Source organism: Pseudomonas sp. GOM7 (assembly GCF_026723825.1).
Classification (GTDB): Bacteria; Pseudomonadota; Gammaproteobacteria; order Pseudomonadales; family Pseudomonadaceae; genus Aquipseudomonas.
Map to the genome: position 1 here is coordinate 5,259,370 of NZ_CP113519.1, position 14,912 is coordinate 5,274,281.

Sequence of the window (14,912 nt, forward strand, 5' to 3'; positions counted from 1 at the left end):
CCAGAGAACTGATGCGCTGGGCGTGGCAACCACGCCCATGGCGGCTTATGGCGCTTCAAGCGAAGCGCCCCTGAATAAAAAAGGAGCCCGGGTTACGCCCCGTCAAACTTGCCCATCCAACAGGCCGGGCTCCTGAGGTTAACCTTCGATTTCCACCAGCACTTCGCCCGGATTGACGCGGTCGCCCTTGGCCACGTGAACGGCCTTGACCTTGCCGGCAATCGGCGCCTGCACTTCGGTTTCCATCTTCATCGCTTCGGTGATCAGCACCGCCTGGCCGGCCTTGACCGTGTCACCCTCCTTGACCAGCACATCGACGATGTTGCCGGGCATGGTGGTGGACACGTCACCCGGCTCGCCGGCCTGCTTGCGCTTGCCGCCGCTGCCGGCGACGAAATCATTGAGCGGCTCGAACACCACCTCTTCCGGCATGCCATCGATGGATAGGTAGAAGTGGCGCTTGCCGTCACCCTTGACGCCCACGCCGGTGATGTCCACGCGGTAGCTTTCGCCGTGCACATCGACCACGAACTCGGTCGGCACGCCCTCGCCGCCGACCGGCGCCGGGCCCTGGCCATTGGGCATGGGCAGCAGCACTTCCGGCTTGAGGGTGCCGGCCTCGCGCTCTTCGAGGAACTTGCGCCCGATGTCGGGGAACATGGCGAAGGTCAGCACGTCCTCTTCGGATCTGGCCAGACTGCCGATCTCTTCACGCAGGCGCGCCAGCTCGGGCTTGAGCAGGTCGGCCGGGCGCACGTCGATCACTTCCTCGCTGCCGATGGCCTGCTTGCGCAGTTGCTCGTCCACCTTGCCCGGGGCCTTGCCGTAGCGGCCCTGCAGGTACAGCTTCACCTCGTTGGTGATGGTCTTGTAGCGTTCGCCGGCCAGCACGTTGAAGAACGCCTGGGTACCGACGATCTGCGAGGTCGGGGTTACCAGCGGCGGGAAGCCGAGGTCGGCACGCACGCGCGGAATCTCTTCCAGCACTTCGTTCATGCGGTTCAGCGCGCCCTGCTCCTTGAGCTGGTTGGCCAGGTTGGAAATCATCCCGCCCGGCACCTGGTTGACCTGCACGCGGGTATCCACGCCGGTGAATTCGCTCTCGAACTGGTGGTACTTCTTGCGCACGGCATGGAAGTACATGCCGATTTCCTGGATCAGCTCCAGATCCAGGCCGGTGTCGTACTGGCTGCCCTTGAGCGCGGCGACCATCGACTCGGTGCCCGGGTGGCTGGTGCCCCAGGCCAGGCTGGAAATGGCGGTGTCGATATGGTCGGCACCGGCTTCGATGGCCTTGAGCTGGCACATGGAGCCCAGACCTGCGGTGTCGTGGCTGTGGATGAACACCGGCAGGTCGACTTCGCTCTTCAGCGCCTTGACCAGCTCGAAGGTGGCATAGGGCGTGAGCAGACCAGCCATGTCCTTGATGGCGATGGAGTCGATGCCCATGGCCTGCATGGCCTTGGCCTGGGCAACGAAGGCCTCGTTGGTGTGTACCGGGCTGGTGGTGTAGGCGATGGTGCCCTGAGCATGCTTGCCAGCGGCCTTGACCGCCTCGATGGCCACGCGCAGGTTACGCACGTCGTTCATCGCGTCGAAGATGCGGAACACGTCGATGCCGTTGACCGCCGCCTTGGCGACGAAGGCCTTGACCACGTCATCGCTGTAGTGGCGATAGCCGAGCAGGTTCTGCCCGCGCAAAAGCATCTGCAGGCGGGTGTTGGGCAGCGCGGCTTTGAGCTTGCGCAGGCGCTCCCAGGGGTCTTCCTTGAGGAAGCGCACGCAGGCGTCGAAGGTAGCGCCCCCCCAGACCTCCAGCGACCAGTAGCCGACGCGGTCGAGCTTGTCGCAGATCGGCAGCATGTCTTCGGTGCGCATGCGCGTGGCCAGCAGCGACTGGTGAGCATCGCGCAGGACGGTATCGGTAACAGTGATACGACGAGTCGTCTTCATTCCTATTTCTCCTGAGCTGCAAGCCGCAAGCTACAAGCTGCAAGTAAAGGCACGCGGGCGCTTTCTTGTAGCTTGAAGCTTGAAGCTTGCCGCTGCTTCATAAGCCTGCGTGGGCAGCGATGGCGGTGGCGATGGCGATGGCCAGGTGCGACGGGTTGCGCTTGATCGAGTACTGGGTCAGTTCCGGGTGGCTCTCGACGAAGCTGGTGTTGAACTGGCCGCTACGGAATTCCGGGTTGCGCAGGATTTCCTGGTAATAGGGCGCGGTGGTGCGCACGCCCTGCACGCGCATGTCATCCAACGCGCGCAGGCCACGATCCATCGCCTCTTCCCAGGTCAGCGCCCAGACGATCAGCTTCAGGCACATCGAGTCGTAGTACGGCGGAATGGTGTAGCCGGTGTAGATCGCGGTATCAGTGCGAACGCCAGGGCCACCGGGCGCGTAGTAACGGGTGATCTTGCCGAACGAGGGCAGGAAGTTGTTCTTCGGATCCTCGGCATTGATGCGGAACTGCAGGGCATAACCCCGGTGGATGATGTCTTCCTGCTTCACCGACAAAGCCAGGCCCGAGGCAATGCGGATCTGCTCACGCACGATGTCGATGCCGGTGATTTCCTCGGTGATGGTGTGCTCCACCTGCACCCGGGTGTTCATCTCCATGAAATACACCTCGCCTTCGGCGAGCAGGAACTCCACGGTGCCGGCGTTCTCGTAGCCCACGGCCTGCGCGGCGCGCACCGCCAGATCGCCGATGTAGGCGCGCTGTTCGGGGGTGAGCTGCGGGCTCGGGGCGATCTCGATGAGCTTCTGGTTGCGGCGCTGGATGGAACAGTCGCGCTCGTACAGGTGCACGGTGTTGCCATGGCTGTCGGCGAGGATCTGCGCCTCGATGTGCTTGGGATTGACGATGCACTTTTCCAGGAAGACCTCCGCGCTGCCGAAGGCCTTGGTGGCCTCGGAGATCACCCGTGGGTAGGCCTGCTCCAGCTCGGCGCGCGAGTTGCAGCGGCGGATGCCGCGACCACCGCCGCCGGAGGTGGCCTTGAGCATCACCGGGTAGCCGATGCGCTCGGCTTCGCGCAAGGCTTCGGCCAGGTCAGCGACGTTGCCTTCGGTGCCAGGGGTGCAGGGCACGCCAGCGGCCATCATGCTGCGACGGGCTTCGGTCTTGTCGCCCATGCGGCGGATCACTTCCGCGCTCGGGCCGATGAACTTGATCCCACGCTCGGCGCAGATCTCGGCCAGTTCGGCGTTTTCCGAGAGGAAGCCATAACCCGGGTGCAGTGCATCGCAGCCGGTTTCCACCGCCAGATTGACCAGTTTGCGCGGGTTCAGGTAGCCGGCCAGCGGATCATCACCGATGCTGTGCGCCTCGTCGGCACGCTTGACGTGCAGCGCATGGCGATCCGCCTCGGAATAGATGGCCACCGAGCGGATGCCCATTTCGGCACAGGCCCGCACAATGCGGACGGCAATCTCACCACGGTTGGCGATCAATATTTTTCTTATCACGATCAATCCTCAGCGCAGAGCTGCAAGGGCCGCTGCAACAGTTGGTTGCAAACGTGGGCAAACCCTACTCCCGCTATACGGATTAACCAAAATGAATAATTATTTGATCCTGCATAAGTAATTACTTATACCTTGATCGAACGAGGACGAAACCGTGCGTAAAACCCTGCTGCGCATGACCCTGCGCCAGCTTCAGGTGTTCCGGGCCGTGTGCGAACACGGCTCCTACAGCCGCGCCGCCGACGAGATGGCCCTGACCCAGCCGGCCGTGAGCCTGCAGATTCGCCAACTGGAGGAACTGGTCGGCCAGCCGCTGTTCGAGTACGTCGGCAAGAAGCTCTACCTGACCGAGGCCGCCGAGGCGCTACGCCGCGCCAGCAGCGATATCTTCGGCCGCCTGGAAAGCCTGGACATGCAGCTATCGGATCTGCAGGGCTCGTTGCAGGGCCAGCTCAACCTGTGCGTGGAATCCAGCGCGAAGTATTTCGTACCGCACCTGTTCGCCGAATTTCGCCGCCATTACCCGGAAGTCAGCCTCAACCTCACAGTGGTCAACCACGCCCTGGTGGTGCGCCGCCTGACCCTCAGTCGCGACGATCTGATGATCATGAGCCAGGTGCCACAGGACATGGCGCTGGACTTCATGCCATTTCTCGACAACCCCATCATCGCCGTGGCGCCGCCGGATCATCCGCTGTGCGAGCGCGAAGCCCTGCTCCTGCAGGACCTGACAGCCTACCCGCTGCTGATCCGCGAAAACGGTTCGGGCACCCGCCGCGCCTGCGAGGAATATTGCCACCAGAAGCGCGCGCACTTTCCACAGACGCTGGAGATCGGCTCGCTGGAATCACAGCGCGAGGCCGTACTGGCCGGCCTCGGCCTGGCACTGCTGCCGCGCCATGCGGTACGCCTGGAGCTACAGCACGGCTCGCTACGCGAGCTGCCGGTCGCCGAACTGCCACTGCATCGCAGCTGGTGCGTGGTGAATATCCGCGGCCGACGGCTGTCGCCGGTGGCGCAAGCCTTCGTCGACTTCATCCGCAGCGAACGGGCCGCCATCGTGCGGCTGGGGGAGCGCTTTCAGCACAGCAGCCCGTAGCGTCACGGGCAAGGCAACGTAGCGCAGCTCAAGCCGCGCTACGCTGCCCATCGACCAGATAACCGCCCGGAATCAGGTCGGGGAAATCGGCCAACTCACGCTGCAAGCGGCACTGCTCGGCGTAGGTCTCGATGGCCCGGCGATAGGCCATGCGCCGTTGATCCTGCAGTTTGCGACGGGTCTTGGCATCAGGCTGGACGGCCAACAGCGCGTCATCGAAGATACGAGGCATCTCGGTTCTCCCGGAACGAGGACTGGAGGCCTCAGCTTGCTCCGAGCAGATGACGCTTTGACGGCAGCGACGTGAACAGCCGGTTAAAGACGCCTCAGTCCTCGGCCGCCTTGATCGACTTGGGTGACAGCCGCAGGCTGCGCAGGCTGCGCTTGACGCTCTTGAGGTGGTTGACCAGGCTCGGCCCGCGCGCCATGGCCACGCCCATGGCCAGCACGTCGATCACCACCAGGTGGGCGATGCGCGAGGTCAGCGGGGTGTAGATCTCGGTGTCTTCCTGCACGTCGATCGCCAGGTTGACCGTGGCCAGCTCGGCCAATGGCGTCTGACTCGGGCACAGGGTGATCAGATTGGCACCGGACTCACGCACCAGGTTGGCGGTGATCAGCAGATCCTTGGAGCGCCCGGACTGGGATATGCACACCGCCACGTCGCCCGGCTGCAGGGTCACGGCGCTCATTGCCTGCATGTGCGGGTCGGAATAGGCCGCCGCATTGAGCAGCAGGCGGAAGAACTTGTGCTGGGCATCGGCCGCCACCGCACCGGAGGCCCCGAAGCCATAGAACTCCACACGCTGCGCATTGGAGCAGGCGGAGATGGCGCGCTGCAGCGCCTCGGGGTCGAGTTTCTCGCGCACCTCCATCAGGGTGTGCAGGGTCGTGTCAAAGATCTTCAGGCTGAAATCGGCGACCGAGTCGTCCTCATGAATGGCGAACTGGCCGAAACTGGCACCAGCGGCCAGGCTCTGTGCCAGCTTCAGCTTGAGATCCTGGAAACCACTGCAACCGATGGCCCGGCAGAAACGCACGATGGTCGGCTCGCTGATGCCGACGCTGTGCGCCAGCTCGGCCATGGAGCTGTGCATCACCGATGCAGGATCGAGCAGGACATGGTCGGCCACCTTGAGCTCGGACTTGCGCAGCAGGTGGCGCGACTGGGCGATGTGTTGCAACAGATTCACAGTGTAGGGCTCTTCGCAGAAAAGGGGCAACCACGGGCACCAGATCGAGCGAGGCTCGGTTATGATCGGGAAACGGCGGTTGTAGTGACCTTGTAGTTATACTACACGGATCGCACCCGCGCACAGTCAACAGGCGGATTTCCACGACCTGTTACAACCCAGTTGGAGCTTTTTCCTTGATCATCCCCTGCGACATGCTGGTTTTCGGTGGCACAGGCGATCTGGCCTTGCACAAGCTGCTGCCCGCGCTTTACCACCTGCACCGTGATGGCCGCCTGCACCGCGACACCCGCATCCTCGCCTTGGCCCGCACGGCCCACACCCGCGAGAGCTACCAGGCCCTGGCCGAGCGCCACTGCCGCGCCCAGGTGGCGCGCAGTGACTTCGACAGCGACACCTGGAGCCACTTCGCCGCGCGCCTGGACTATTTCGCCATGGACGCGGCGCAGCGCGCCGAGCTCTCGCGCCTGGCCCGCCGCCTGGGCAGCGACGAGCGCGTGCGCGTCTACTACCTGGCCACCGCGCCCAGCCTGTTCGAGGACATCGCCTCGCACCTGGCCAATGCCGGCCTGGCCGGCCCGCTGTCGCGAATCGTGCTGGAAAAACCCATCGGCCATTCGCTGGAGTCGGCCCGCGCCATCAACGCGGCGATCGGCGCCGTGTTCGACGAGTCGCGGGTGTTCCGCATCGACCACTACCTGGGCAAGGAAACCGTGCAGAACCTCATGGCGCTGCGCTTCGCCAATGCCCTGTTCGAGCCGGTGTGGCGTGCCGGGCATATCGACCACATCCAGATCAGCGTCTGCGAAACCCTTGGCGTGGAGAATCGCGGTGGCTACTACGACCAGGCCGGGGCCATGCGTGACATGGTGCAGAACCACCTGCTGCAACTGCTCTGCCTGGTGGCCATGGAGGCGCCAGTGCGTTTCGACGCCGAGTCCGTGCGCAACGAGAAGGTGAAGATTCTCGAAGCCCTCAAGCCCATCAGCGGCCTCGACGTGCAGGACAAGACCGTGCGCGGCCAGTACACCGCCGGCAAGATCGGCGGCCAGGACGTGCCGGCCTACTACTTCGAGAAGAACGTCGACAACGACAGCGACACCGAAACCTTCGTCGCCGTGCAGGTGGAGATCGACAACTGGCGCTGGGCCGGCGTGCCCTTCTACCTGCGCACCGGCAAGCGCCTGGCACGCAAGACCTCGGAAATCCTCATCCAGTTCAAGCCCGTGCCACACCGCCTGTTCGCCGAGGGCCAGGCCAACCAGCTACTGATCCGCCTGCAACCGGAAGAACGCATCAGCCTGCAATTGATGGCCAAGCACCCCGGCAAGGGCATGCACCTGAACCCGGTGGAGCTGGATCTCAATCTGGCCAACGCCTTCAACAAGCAGCGCCGCTGGGATGCCTACGAGCGCCTGCTGCTCGACGTCATTGAAGGCGACTCGACCCTGTTCATGCGCCGCGACGAAGTGGAGGCCGCCTGGAGCTGGGTCGACCCCATCCTGCAAGGCTGGCATCAACACTACCAGAGCCCACGCCCTTACCCGGCTGGCAGCGACGGCCCGGAGCAGTTGCAACACCTGCTGGAACGCTACGGACGGCACTGGGCCGAGTGAGCCAACTGCGCAATTTCTTGCACAGCAAACCATGGATAACTCTGTGGACAAATCTCTGTAGATCGCGCTGCTAAAGGGCTTGAGGCTGCTGCGCAAAAACTTGCGCAGCACTGCGCAACTTCTTGCGCACTTTTCCGTGACCTGGCACGCAATATGACCATATATCATTTATTGGTCACGCCAAGTGCCTGATTTATATTGAGTTGTAAAAGTTGGCACGCAGATCGCTTTAGACCAGGCTCCCGGATCACTTTCGATCCATGACCCAAGGCAAGGAGAGCACTCATGCCAACACCCGCGTATCTGTCCCTCGAAGGCACCAAACAAGGTCTGATCACCGCTGGCACCTTCACCGAGGACTCGGTCGGCAACATCTTCCAGGAAGGTCATGAAGACCAGATTCTGGTTCAGGCCTACAACCACCAGGTCATCATCCCGCGTGATCCGCAGTCCGGCCAACCCACCGGCCAGCGCGTACACAAGCCGCTGATGATCACCAAGGTCTTCGACAAGTCCTCGCCGCTGATCTTCAACGCCCTGACCTCCGGTGAGCGTCTGAACAAGTGCCGTCTGGAGTGGTACCGCACCTCCTCCACCGGTACCCAGGAGCACTACTTCACCATCGAACTGGAAGACGCCGTGATCGTCGACGTGCAGTCGCGCATGCCGAACTGCCAGGACCCGAACATGGCCCACTTCACTCACCTGGAAGACGTCTACTTCACCTACCGCAAGATCGTCTGGACCCACGAAGTCTCCGGCACTTCCGGCTCCGACGACTGGCGTACGCCGATCTCTGCCTAAGTCCTGGCCGAGTTCGTGTAATACCGCAGCGGCCAGGCATCGTCCTGGCCGTTGCGTTTTGAGTGTGTACAGGCTGTAGGAGCGAGTTTATTCGCGATCAAGAGCACAGCCTTTGTCGCGCTGCCTGCCTAGAATGGCCCGCGCCTTCACGGATCGAAACGAGAGGAACACAGAATGTTCGCCCCGGCCAATCAGACCCATTTCAGCCTGAGCATCGAAGGGGGCGAGCACGACCTGCAGGTGCTCGAATTCAGCGGGCGCGAAGCCATCAGTCAGCCTTACGCCTTCCGCGTGGAGCTGATCAGCGAACGCCCCGACCTCGACCTGGAAAGCCTGCTGCACCAGCGCGCCTTTCTCGCCTTCGATCAGCACGGCGCCGGCATCCACGGCCTTATCCACCGCATCGCTCAGGGTGAGTCCGGCCAGCGCATGACGCGCTACCACCTGACCCTGGTGCCGCAACTGGCCTACCTGGCCCACCGCACCAACCAACGCATCTTCCAGCACCTGACGGTGGAGAAGATCATCAGCCAGGTGCTCGAAGAACACGGCATCCAGGCCGACGCTTATCAATTCCAGCTCGGTTCGCTCTACCCCGAGCGCGAGTACTGCGTGCAGTACGACGAGACGGATCTGCACTTCGTCCAGCGCCTGTGCGAAGAGGAAGGCATTCATTACCACTTCCGCCACAGCACCGAGGGGCATGTGCTGACCTTCGGCGATGACCAGACGCCGTTCCCGCGCCTGGCGCCGCTGGCCTACCAGCAGGACACCGGCCTGGTGGCCGACGACCCGGTGATCAAGCACTTCGGCGCCCGCGTGGAAACCCGCACCAGCCAGGTCACCCGCCGCGACTACGACTTCGAGAAGCCGCGCCTGCAACTGGAAGCCAAGGCCGACGGCGAGGCGCAACCGAAACTGGAAGACTACGACTATCCCGGTCGCTACACCGACCGCGAGCGTGGCCGCCATCTGGCCAAACGCGCCCTGGAGCGTCATCGCCACGACTTCGAGCTGGCCGAGGGCGACGGCGACTCGCCGACCCTGGTCAGCGGCCACTTCCTCGAACTGACCGAGCACCCGCGCAGCGAGTGGAACCAGCTCTGGCTGCTTACCGAAGTGCAACACGAAGGCAAGCAGCCGCAGGTGCTGGAAGAATCGGTGACCAGCGACACCCAGCCTGCCGACGGTTTCACCCAGGGCTACCGCAACCGCTTTACCGCCACGCCGTGGGACGTGCCCTTCCGCCCGCTGCTGGCCCACCCCAAGCCGCGCCTGCTTGGCAGCCAGAGCGCCGTGGTCACCGGCCCGGCCGGCGAAGAGATCCACTGCGACCAATATGGCCGCGTGAAAGTGCAATTCTTCTGGGATCGTGAAGGCCAGGCCGACGACAAGACCAGTTGCTGGCTGCGCGTCAGCTCTAGCTGGGCCGGTGACCGCTATGGCGCCATCACCATCCCGCGCATCGGTATGGAAGTGCTGGTCACCTTCCTCGAAGGCGACCCCGACCAGCCGCTGGTCACCGGCTGCCTGTACCACGCCGAACACGTGGTGCCCTACGACCTGCCGGCGAACAAGACCCGCAGCGTGTTCAAGACCCTCAGCAGCCCTGGGGGCGGTGGCTACAACGAACTGCGCATCGAAGACCGCAAGGGCGCCGAACAGATCTACGTCCACGCCCAGCGCGACTGGGACGAAAACATCGAGCATGACCAGAAGATCCGCGTCGGTAACGAGCGCCACGACACCGTCGAAGCCAATACCTATAGCCATTTCAAGGCCGAAGAACACCGCACCACCCACGCCGACCGCAAGACCGAGATCAAGGCCAACGACCACCTCAGCGTCGGCGACAGCCAGCACATCAAGCTCGGCAACGGCCAGTTCATCGAAGCCGGCCAGGAAATCCACCTCTCCAGCGGCCTGAAAGTGGTGCTCGAAGCCGGCAGCGAACTGACCCTCAAGGGCGGCGGCAGCTTCATCAAACTCGACGGCGGCGGCGTGACCCTGGTGGGGCCGGTGATCAAGATCAACTCCGGCGGCGCGCCGGGCAATGGCTCGGGGGCGGCGCCGATACCACCTGTATTGCCCAAACCGGCGGATACCGCGCCAGTGGGTGAGAAAACCGGCACCGCCATCCAAAACCTGCCGCTTCCCAGGGAAAAGGGAAGCACGGGGCCGCAACAATTGATCGTGGATGTCTGGGGTGACCCGGAGCAAGGTGGGCAAGTTGAATTGCTCGACCCGGAGGAGGACGCATGAGCGAGCTGAAGGATCAGCCTATCGAGCAAGGTGTTCGCAAGCGCACGGACTACGACAATTCACGCCGTGCCTCTATGGCCTTAAATGTGCCACGCCAGGACGGTGGCACCTTGCGCATTCCCGTGGAGCAGCAGATGCGTAGCCACGAGGAAGAGGAAAACATTCAACAGAATACCTTTCTCGCCGTTGTTCCCATGGGGCGACTGCCAGGCTACGACAAGCTTGGAGAAACGCCAAAAGGTGCGGTACTGCGCCCAGGTAGGTTGTATGTTTTTTGCCGAGGCAAACTATGGCGCGAGCTGGAAAGTGATGGCCAGGGTCAGCTATTTGAAGTGGACGTGCCGCACTGGCGAAACATCGCCAAAGCAGGGGGCGAGGCAGATGAGCGTAAACCTGTCGGTGCCAAGCAATACCTGTTGCTGCTGCCAATGCTGTTACAAGGGCGCTTCGTAGGTGACCAATATGAAATGGCCTACAGTGAATTGCCCTGGACGTGGGAATACATCGAGTGGCTGGAAGCCAGTAGCGGTCGCATCAAGCAGCGCTGTCAGAATGTTGCGCCGGCGTGGTCGGCTGCCGTGGTCGGCCCTGAGCAGTGGCGAGCCACACAAGCCATGCCCATCATCCCACTCACCCGCCTAAGCAAGGGGCTCTGCGCCCGCGAACTGCATTTCGAGACGCTCCTCGAAGACCCACTGATCTACACCTCTGGCCTGACGGAGCTACCGGCCAACTCGCTGGTTAAACAACTCGAGCAGCGCCAGCAGGAATTGGCTGCCAAGACCCAGGCTCCAGCGCCAGAACCCTTACCGCCGCTGCCCGACAGCAAGGATCTACTGAGCGAATATCAGCTACGCGGCTATCCACGCCTGGTCGGCATCATGCTGCACGACCCGATCTTCACCCTTCGCCATGCCGTCGCTCAGACCAAGCTATGCACAGAGCTGCTGCAAACACTCAATGCCCTGGTGCCCCATCAGTCATTTGGTCGTTATGCCGAAGTGCTATACCAGGAAATGCTCACACCTGCCGGATCGCTCAAGGAATTCCGCGAGCACGTCGACTTGGCTGCACTCAAGCAAGCCACGCTCCACAATGAGCGCGAGCGCGCTCGAGAACTGCTCTATCGCCTGCAGGAGCGATTGCTTGGCCTAGTACAGCAGCTCCAACCCGTTTGGCAGGACTATGTGCACAGCGAGGACGAACGCCTGCTGGAGCCTTATGCGCAACTGGTAGAGCTATTGGAAGTGCTGACATGCTCGCCCAAGAGCAGTGATCCTCGCTGCATCGAACCGACGGATACCAAGCTCGCCAAGGATGTGGAAAAACTCAGCAAACAACTGGTGCAAGCCACCCATGCGCTGACCCGCGACCTGCTGCCCGAGGCCGACAAGCTTCCCAAAGCCCTGGAGCGTCTGGAGCAACGACTTGCCAGCGGCCAGCCAATACGCCCCGAGCGCCTCGGCCTCAGTGCCCTCAGTTTCCTGAACGGCGCTTACATCGCCCAGAACATGGCAGCGGCGACCGACGAAGTGCTCAACCATGTGGCGACCGCCACCATGCTGGCGATCAAGCGCATAACAGAAAGTCCGAACGTGACCCAAGTGGAACTGCACCGCAGCTTCCTGCCAACCTTCAACACCCTCAAACGCCTGCATAGCCAGGCAAAGGGCCTGGAATTGCTGCCTCAGGGCAAGGCACTGACAGAGCAGAAGGTGGTACTGGGTGTACACGGTGGCGGGGTTAGTTTCGGTATCACCGCGGCCGAGCGCCTTACTCTGACCCGAAACAACTACTACTACGCCAACCTGACCAATCGCGGCAGAACGGTGGCCACCAGTAGCGCCAAGGCAGCGGAGCGTCTCGGCTTCGCCAGCAAGGATCTGGGTAAGGTCATGGTCGTGGTGGCTGAAGCCAACGATCCACTAGTGGAAGACTTCAGGCAGTGGCGCAGCGTTGCACCGCAACTGGATACGGCCAAGGCCCTGGCCAATAGCAAGACGATCCCCATACTGGCCACGGTCTGTGCGGCGTTCAGTCTTTATGCGAATACGGTCGGGACGAAAGAATTAATTAACAGTGAAGAATGGAGATTTCGAGCAGGAGCAGGCGGAGCACTCGTTGACCTTGGTTTAGCCGCCAATAATCTTGCGCTGAAACTATTAACGGATGCAAAGCGAGGAGCTCACCCTTGGCATGTTTTCTGGGAGCGTGGGCGATTTAACACCTCGGGTTTCTGGGCCGAAAACCTGATGAAACGCACGGGCAACAATTGGCTTAATTTATCGCGCATCGGCTCCGCTGCCGCCATGGCTGCCACTGCTGCACTATTCACCTGGGACGCTTACCGTGCTTCGCGTGATGGCGATAACGAAGTGGCCATCGCCAATCTGGTGGCCGCCAGTGGCGCGGGAGTATGGGCACTCTATACCATCGGCATTATCGCCAGCCCCTGGTTGCTCGGTGTGGGCGTAGCTCTATTACTGGTCGGTGTGGCCGGCACGGTGCTGATGGCCGCCAGCCCGCTGGAACAGGCCATCAAGCATGGGCCTTTTGGTCGTCAGCAGCGTCTGGGGCAAATGGACGACCCTCTTCTGGCCTACCAACAACTGCTCGGTATCATGGGCGCTCCTGTCGTCCGTATCGAACGCATGGCGCAGTGGCTGGAGCAAGCCAGCGAAGATGATCGCCAGCGCCTGCAAGCGAGCCAGCAGGAGCAACGTGTCGCACTCAGCGCAGGAGATTGGGTGGTGGAAATCGTCAGCCCACTGCTCGGGCAGTTCCGTAATGGCCTGGATTTCAACCTGATTGCCTGGGAGCGCCTGCGTACCCGCAGCCATTTCTCAGGCTGGAACTACCCGCGCCCTGTCAGGATCGACAAAGAGAAACTGGGGGCGGTGCTGCTGAAAGACAATCGCCTGCTGTTCGTATTGCCCGCCATGCACCAGGTGATCGCCCAGCGCGATCCACGCCGTAATCTGCAAACCATCCAATACGGCCTGAAAGTCTGTGCGCAATTCCACCTGGGGGAAACCATCTGCTATCCCAAAGATCCCTTCCCCGGCTATAACCGCATCACCCTGCCGCAACCCACTCCACGTCAATGGCAGCCCTATACCCCGGGCATGCCTGCCGATCTGGAAACCCGTGATGAAGCCGCTTACTGGCTGATCAGCAAACGAGACTTCGCCGACCAATGAATGCGCCTGCCCCATCAGATCACTACGCCCCGTCCGCCTACCGCAGCACGGCCATTCCTGCCCAGCCACCACACAAATGGCCGCAGGACGCCAACCGCAGCAGCCCCACTCGCACCCCACTGCGCTGGGGGCACTATGCTCACCTGGAGCCCTGGCAGGATATCGATGCGCAACTTCAACCCAACATGCGTAACTTTCTCGATGGCAAGGGCGAGGATGATCTTTATATCAACCATAAACGTTGGAAATTCGATAACTCCAGCAGGTGGATGATTTTGATCCCATATTTGAAATGGTGGTCAATCTTATTTGCCCCGTGGTTTTTTTGGATGCTCACCATTCCAACACCCAGCTTCAGTAATGACTCGTTAAAACTTACAGCCGAAATAGCATTAGTTTTTCTTTCCATATGCATGGTAGGCGTAAGTAGCTGGTTCATGTGGCGAGACACACCAAACTTTAGGGCTTACCTTGTCCAAGTAGGAGTAGGATTTTTTATCGCACTTACTGCATCAATACTGACATTTCAAACGTCCCAACATGGCGCGGATTTGTTTTTGGCCTGCGCAGCCATGGCATTCAGCGTCTTTATGGGGCTGATCGGTTGGGATTACCTGCAAGATCTTTATTTACGCGTCTTCGCCCATGACGGCAGCGGTTTCAATCGCCAGACCGGCATGCTCACCATCGGTCGTTTTTTGCGCAAGCCCTTCTCGGCACCGTTCTACGAGTTCGACGCCACCCTGGAATTTCGTCCAGGCCCTCATGGCAACAGCAGTTTCGCCATCTGGCTGCATCACCGTTACTACGATGTCCAGGTCGCGCTGGGTGGCAAGCTCCAGTCGCTCGGCATGAGCCTCGAAGAGGCCCTGGCATTCTGGGACAGCCTGCAGCGCTACATGGACGTCACCCAGCCCCTGCCGGATCTGCCCCTGCTCGAACAGTTCCGCCATCTGGATCCGGTTACCGCCGCCCATGATCAACAGCAGGGCCGCTCATCCCGTCGCTGGCGTGACATGCCCTATCGTGCCTGGGAGCGTCGTGGCAGAGCCGAGACCATGGCCCTTAATCGCGACTATAAATGGCAACAACAGCCTTGCATCCTGCAAGCAAAGATCGATCCCAGCCTGAGCATCGAAGCCTATTACCGCAGTCAGGAAGCCAGGGGCATAGCAGCCACTCCCAAAGCCGATGACTTCGATGCCGTTCATCGGGGATAGGGGAGCCGACAGATATCACTGCATGCCATCCAGCACATCAGGCGCAGCATCA

The 14,912-nt window shown here is 61.6% G+C and carries 10 protein-coding genes; 6 read left to right on the forward strand and 4 right to left on the reverse strand.

Going from position 1 to position 14,912, the window contains the following annotated elements:
• Positions 1-138: 138 nt before the first annotated feature.
• Positions 139-1,953: a sodium-extruding oxaloacetate decarboxylase subunit alpha gene (gene oadA, locus OU800_RS23430; protein ID WP_268179919.1), complete on the reverse strand. Its 1,815-nt coding sequence runs from the start codon at positions 1,951-1,953 to the stop codon at positions 139-141.
• Positions 1,954-2,050: 97 nt separating this feature from the next.
• Positions 2,051-3,466 (reverse strand): acetyl-CoA carboxylase biotin carboxylase subunit, encoded by a 1,416-nt coding sequence (locus OU800_RS23435; RefSeq protein ID WP_268179921.1) that lies wholly within the window; start codon positions 3,464-3,466, stop codon positions 2,051-2,053.
• Between the two features lie 154 nt (positions 3,467-3,620).
• Here OU800_RS23435 and OU800_RS23440 point away from each other — a divergent pair, with 154 nt between their 5' ends.
• Complete coding sequence (locus tag OU800_RS23440; protein WP_330221397.1) at positions 3,621-4,565, forward strand: LysR family transcriptional regulator; 945 nt, start codon at positions 3,621-3,623, stop codon at positions 4,563-4,565.
• 28 nt (positions 4,566-4,593) lie between these two features.
• Here the strand turns inward: OU800_RS23440 and OU800_RS23445 are convergent, their stop codons facing one another.
• Complete coding sequence (locus OU800_RS23445; RefSeq protein ID WP_268179923.1) at positions 4,594-4,797, reverse strand: PA3496 family putative envelope integrity protein; 204 nt, start codon at positions 4,795-4,797, stop codon at positions 4,594-4,596.
• A 94-nt stretch (positions 4,798-4,891) separates the two neighbouring features.
• Positions 4,892-5,758, reverse strand: a complete 867-nt coding sequence (gene hexR, locus OU800_RS23450) for a transcriptional regulator HexR (protein ID WP_268179924.1) — start codon at positions 5,756-5,758, stop codon at positions 4,892-4,894.
• Positions 5,759-5,952: 194 nt separating this feature from the next.
• On the opposite strand from hexR, the gene zwf reads away from it, so the two are divergent.
• The 5 genes from zwf to OU800_RS23475 all read left to right on the forward strand — a co-directional run bounded on the left by zwf (position 5,953) and on the right by OU800_RS23475 (position 14,860).
• Positions 5,953-7,374 (forward strand): glucose-6-phosphate dehydrogenase, encoded by a 1,422-nt coding sequence (gene zwf / locus OU800_RS23455; protein ID WP_268184422.1) that lies wholly within the window; start codon positions 5,953-5,955, stop codon positions 7,372-7,374.
• A 285-nt stretch (positions 7,375-7,659) separates the two neighbouring features.
• On the forward strand, positions 7,660-8,178 hold the full coding sequence (locus OU800_RS23460) for an Hcp family type VI secretion system effector (RefSeq protein WP_003241180.1): 519 nt from the start codon (positions 7,660-7,662) through the stop codon (positions 8,176-8,178).
• A 174-nt stretch (positions 8,179-8,352) separates the two neighbouring features.
• Positions 8,353-10,440 (forward strand): type VI secretion system Vgr family protein, encoded by a 2,088-nt coding sequence (gene tssI / locus OU800_RS23465; RefSeq protein ID WP_268179925.1) that lies wholly within the window; start codon positions 8,353-8,355, stop codon positions 10,438-10,440.
• Positions 10,437-13,640: a hypothetical protein gene (locus tag OU800_RS23470; protein ID WP_268179926.1), complete on the forward strand. Its 3,204-nt coding sequence runs from the start codon at positions 10,437-10,439 to the stop codon at positions 13,638-13,640. Before tssI ends, OU800_RS23470 begins: the two co-directional genes overlap by 4 nt.
• Positions 13,637-14,860 (forward strand): hypothetical protein, encoded by a 1,224-nt coding sequence (locus tag OU800_RS23475; protein WP_268179927.1) that lies wholly within the window; start codon positions 13,637-13,639, stop codon positions 14,858-14,860. The genes OU800_RS23470 and OU800_RS23475 overlap by 4 nt, the downstream gene beginning before the upstream one ends.
• Positions 14,861-14,912: the final 52 nt, after the last annotated feature.

Coding starts and splice junctions, on each gene's coding strand:
- oadA (WP_268179919.1), bottom strand. CDS start 1,953: ATGAAGACGACTCGTCGTATCACTGTTACCGATACCGTCCTGCGCGAT.
- OU800_RS23445 (WP_268179923.1), bottom strand. CDS start 4,797: ATGCCTCGTATCTTCGATGACGCGCTGTTGGCCGTCCAGCCTGATGCC.
- zwf (WP_268184422.1), top strand. CDS start 5,953: ATGCTGGTTTTCGGTGGCACAGGCGATCTGGCCTTGCACAAGCTGCTG.
- OU800_RS23460 (WP_003241180.1), top strand. CDS start 7,660: ATGCCAACACCCGCGTATCTGTCCCTCGAAGGCACCAAACAAGGTCTG.
- tssI (WP_268179925.1), top strand. CDS start 8,353: ATGTTCGCCCCGGCCAATCAGACCCATTTCAGCCTGAGCATCGAAGGG.
- OU800_RS23470 (WP_268179926.1), top strand. CDS start 10,437: ATGAGCGAGCTGAAGGATCAGCCTATCGAGCAAGGTGTTCGCAAGCGC.
- OU800_RS23475 (WP_268179927.1), top strand. CDS start 13,637: ATGAATGCGCCTGCCCCATCAGATCACTACGCCCCGTCCGCCTACCGC.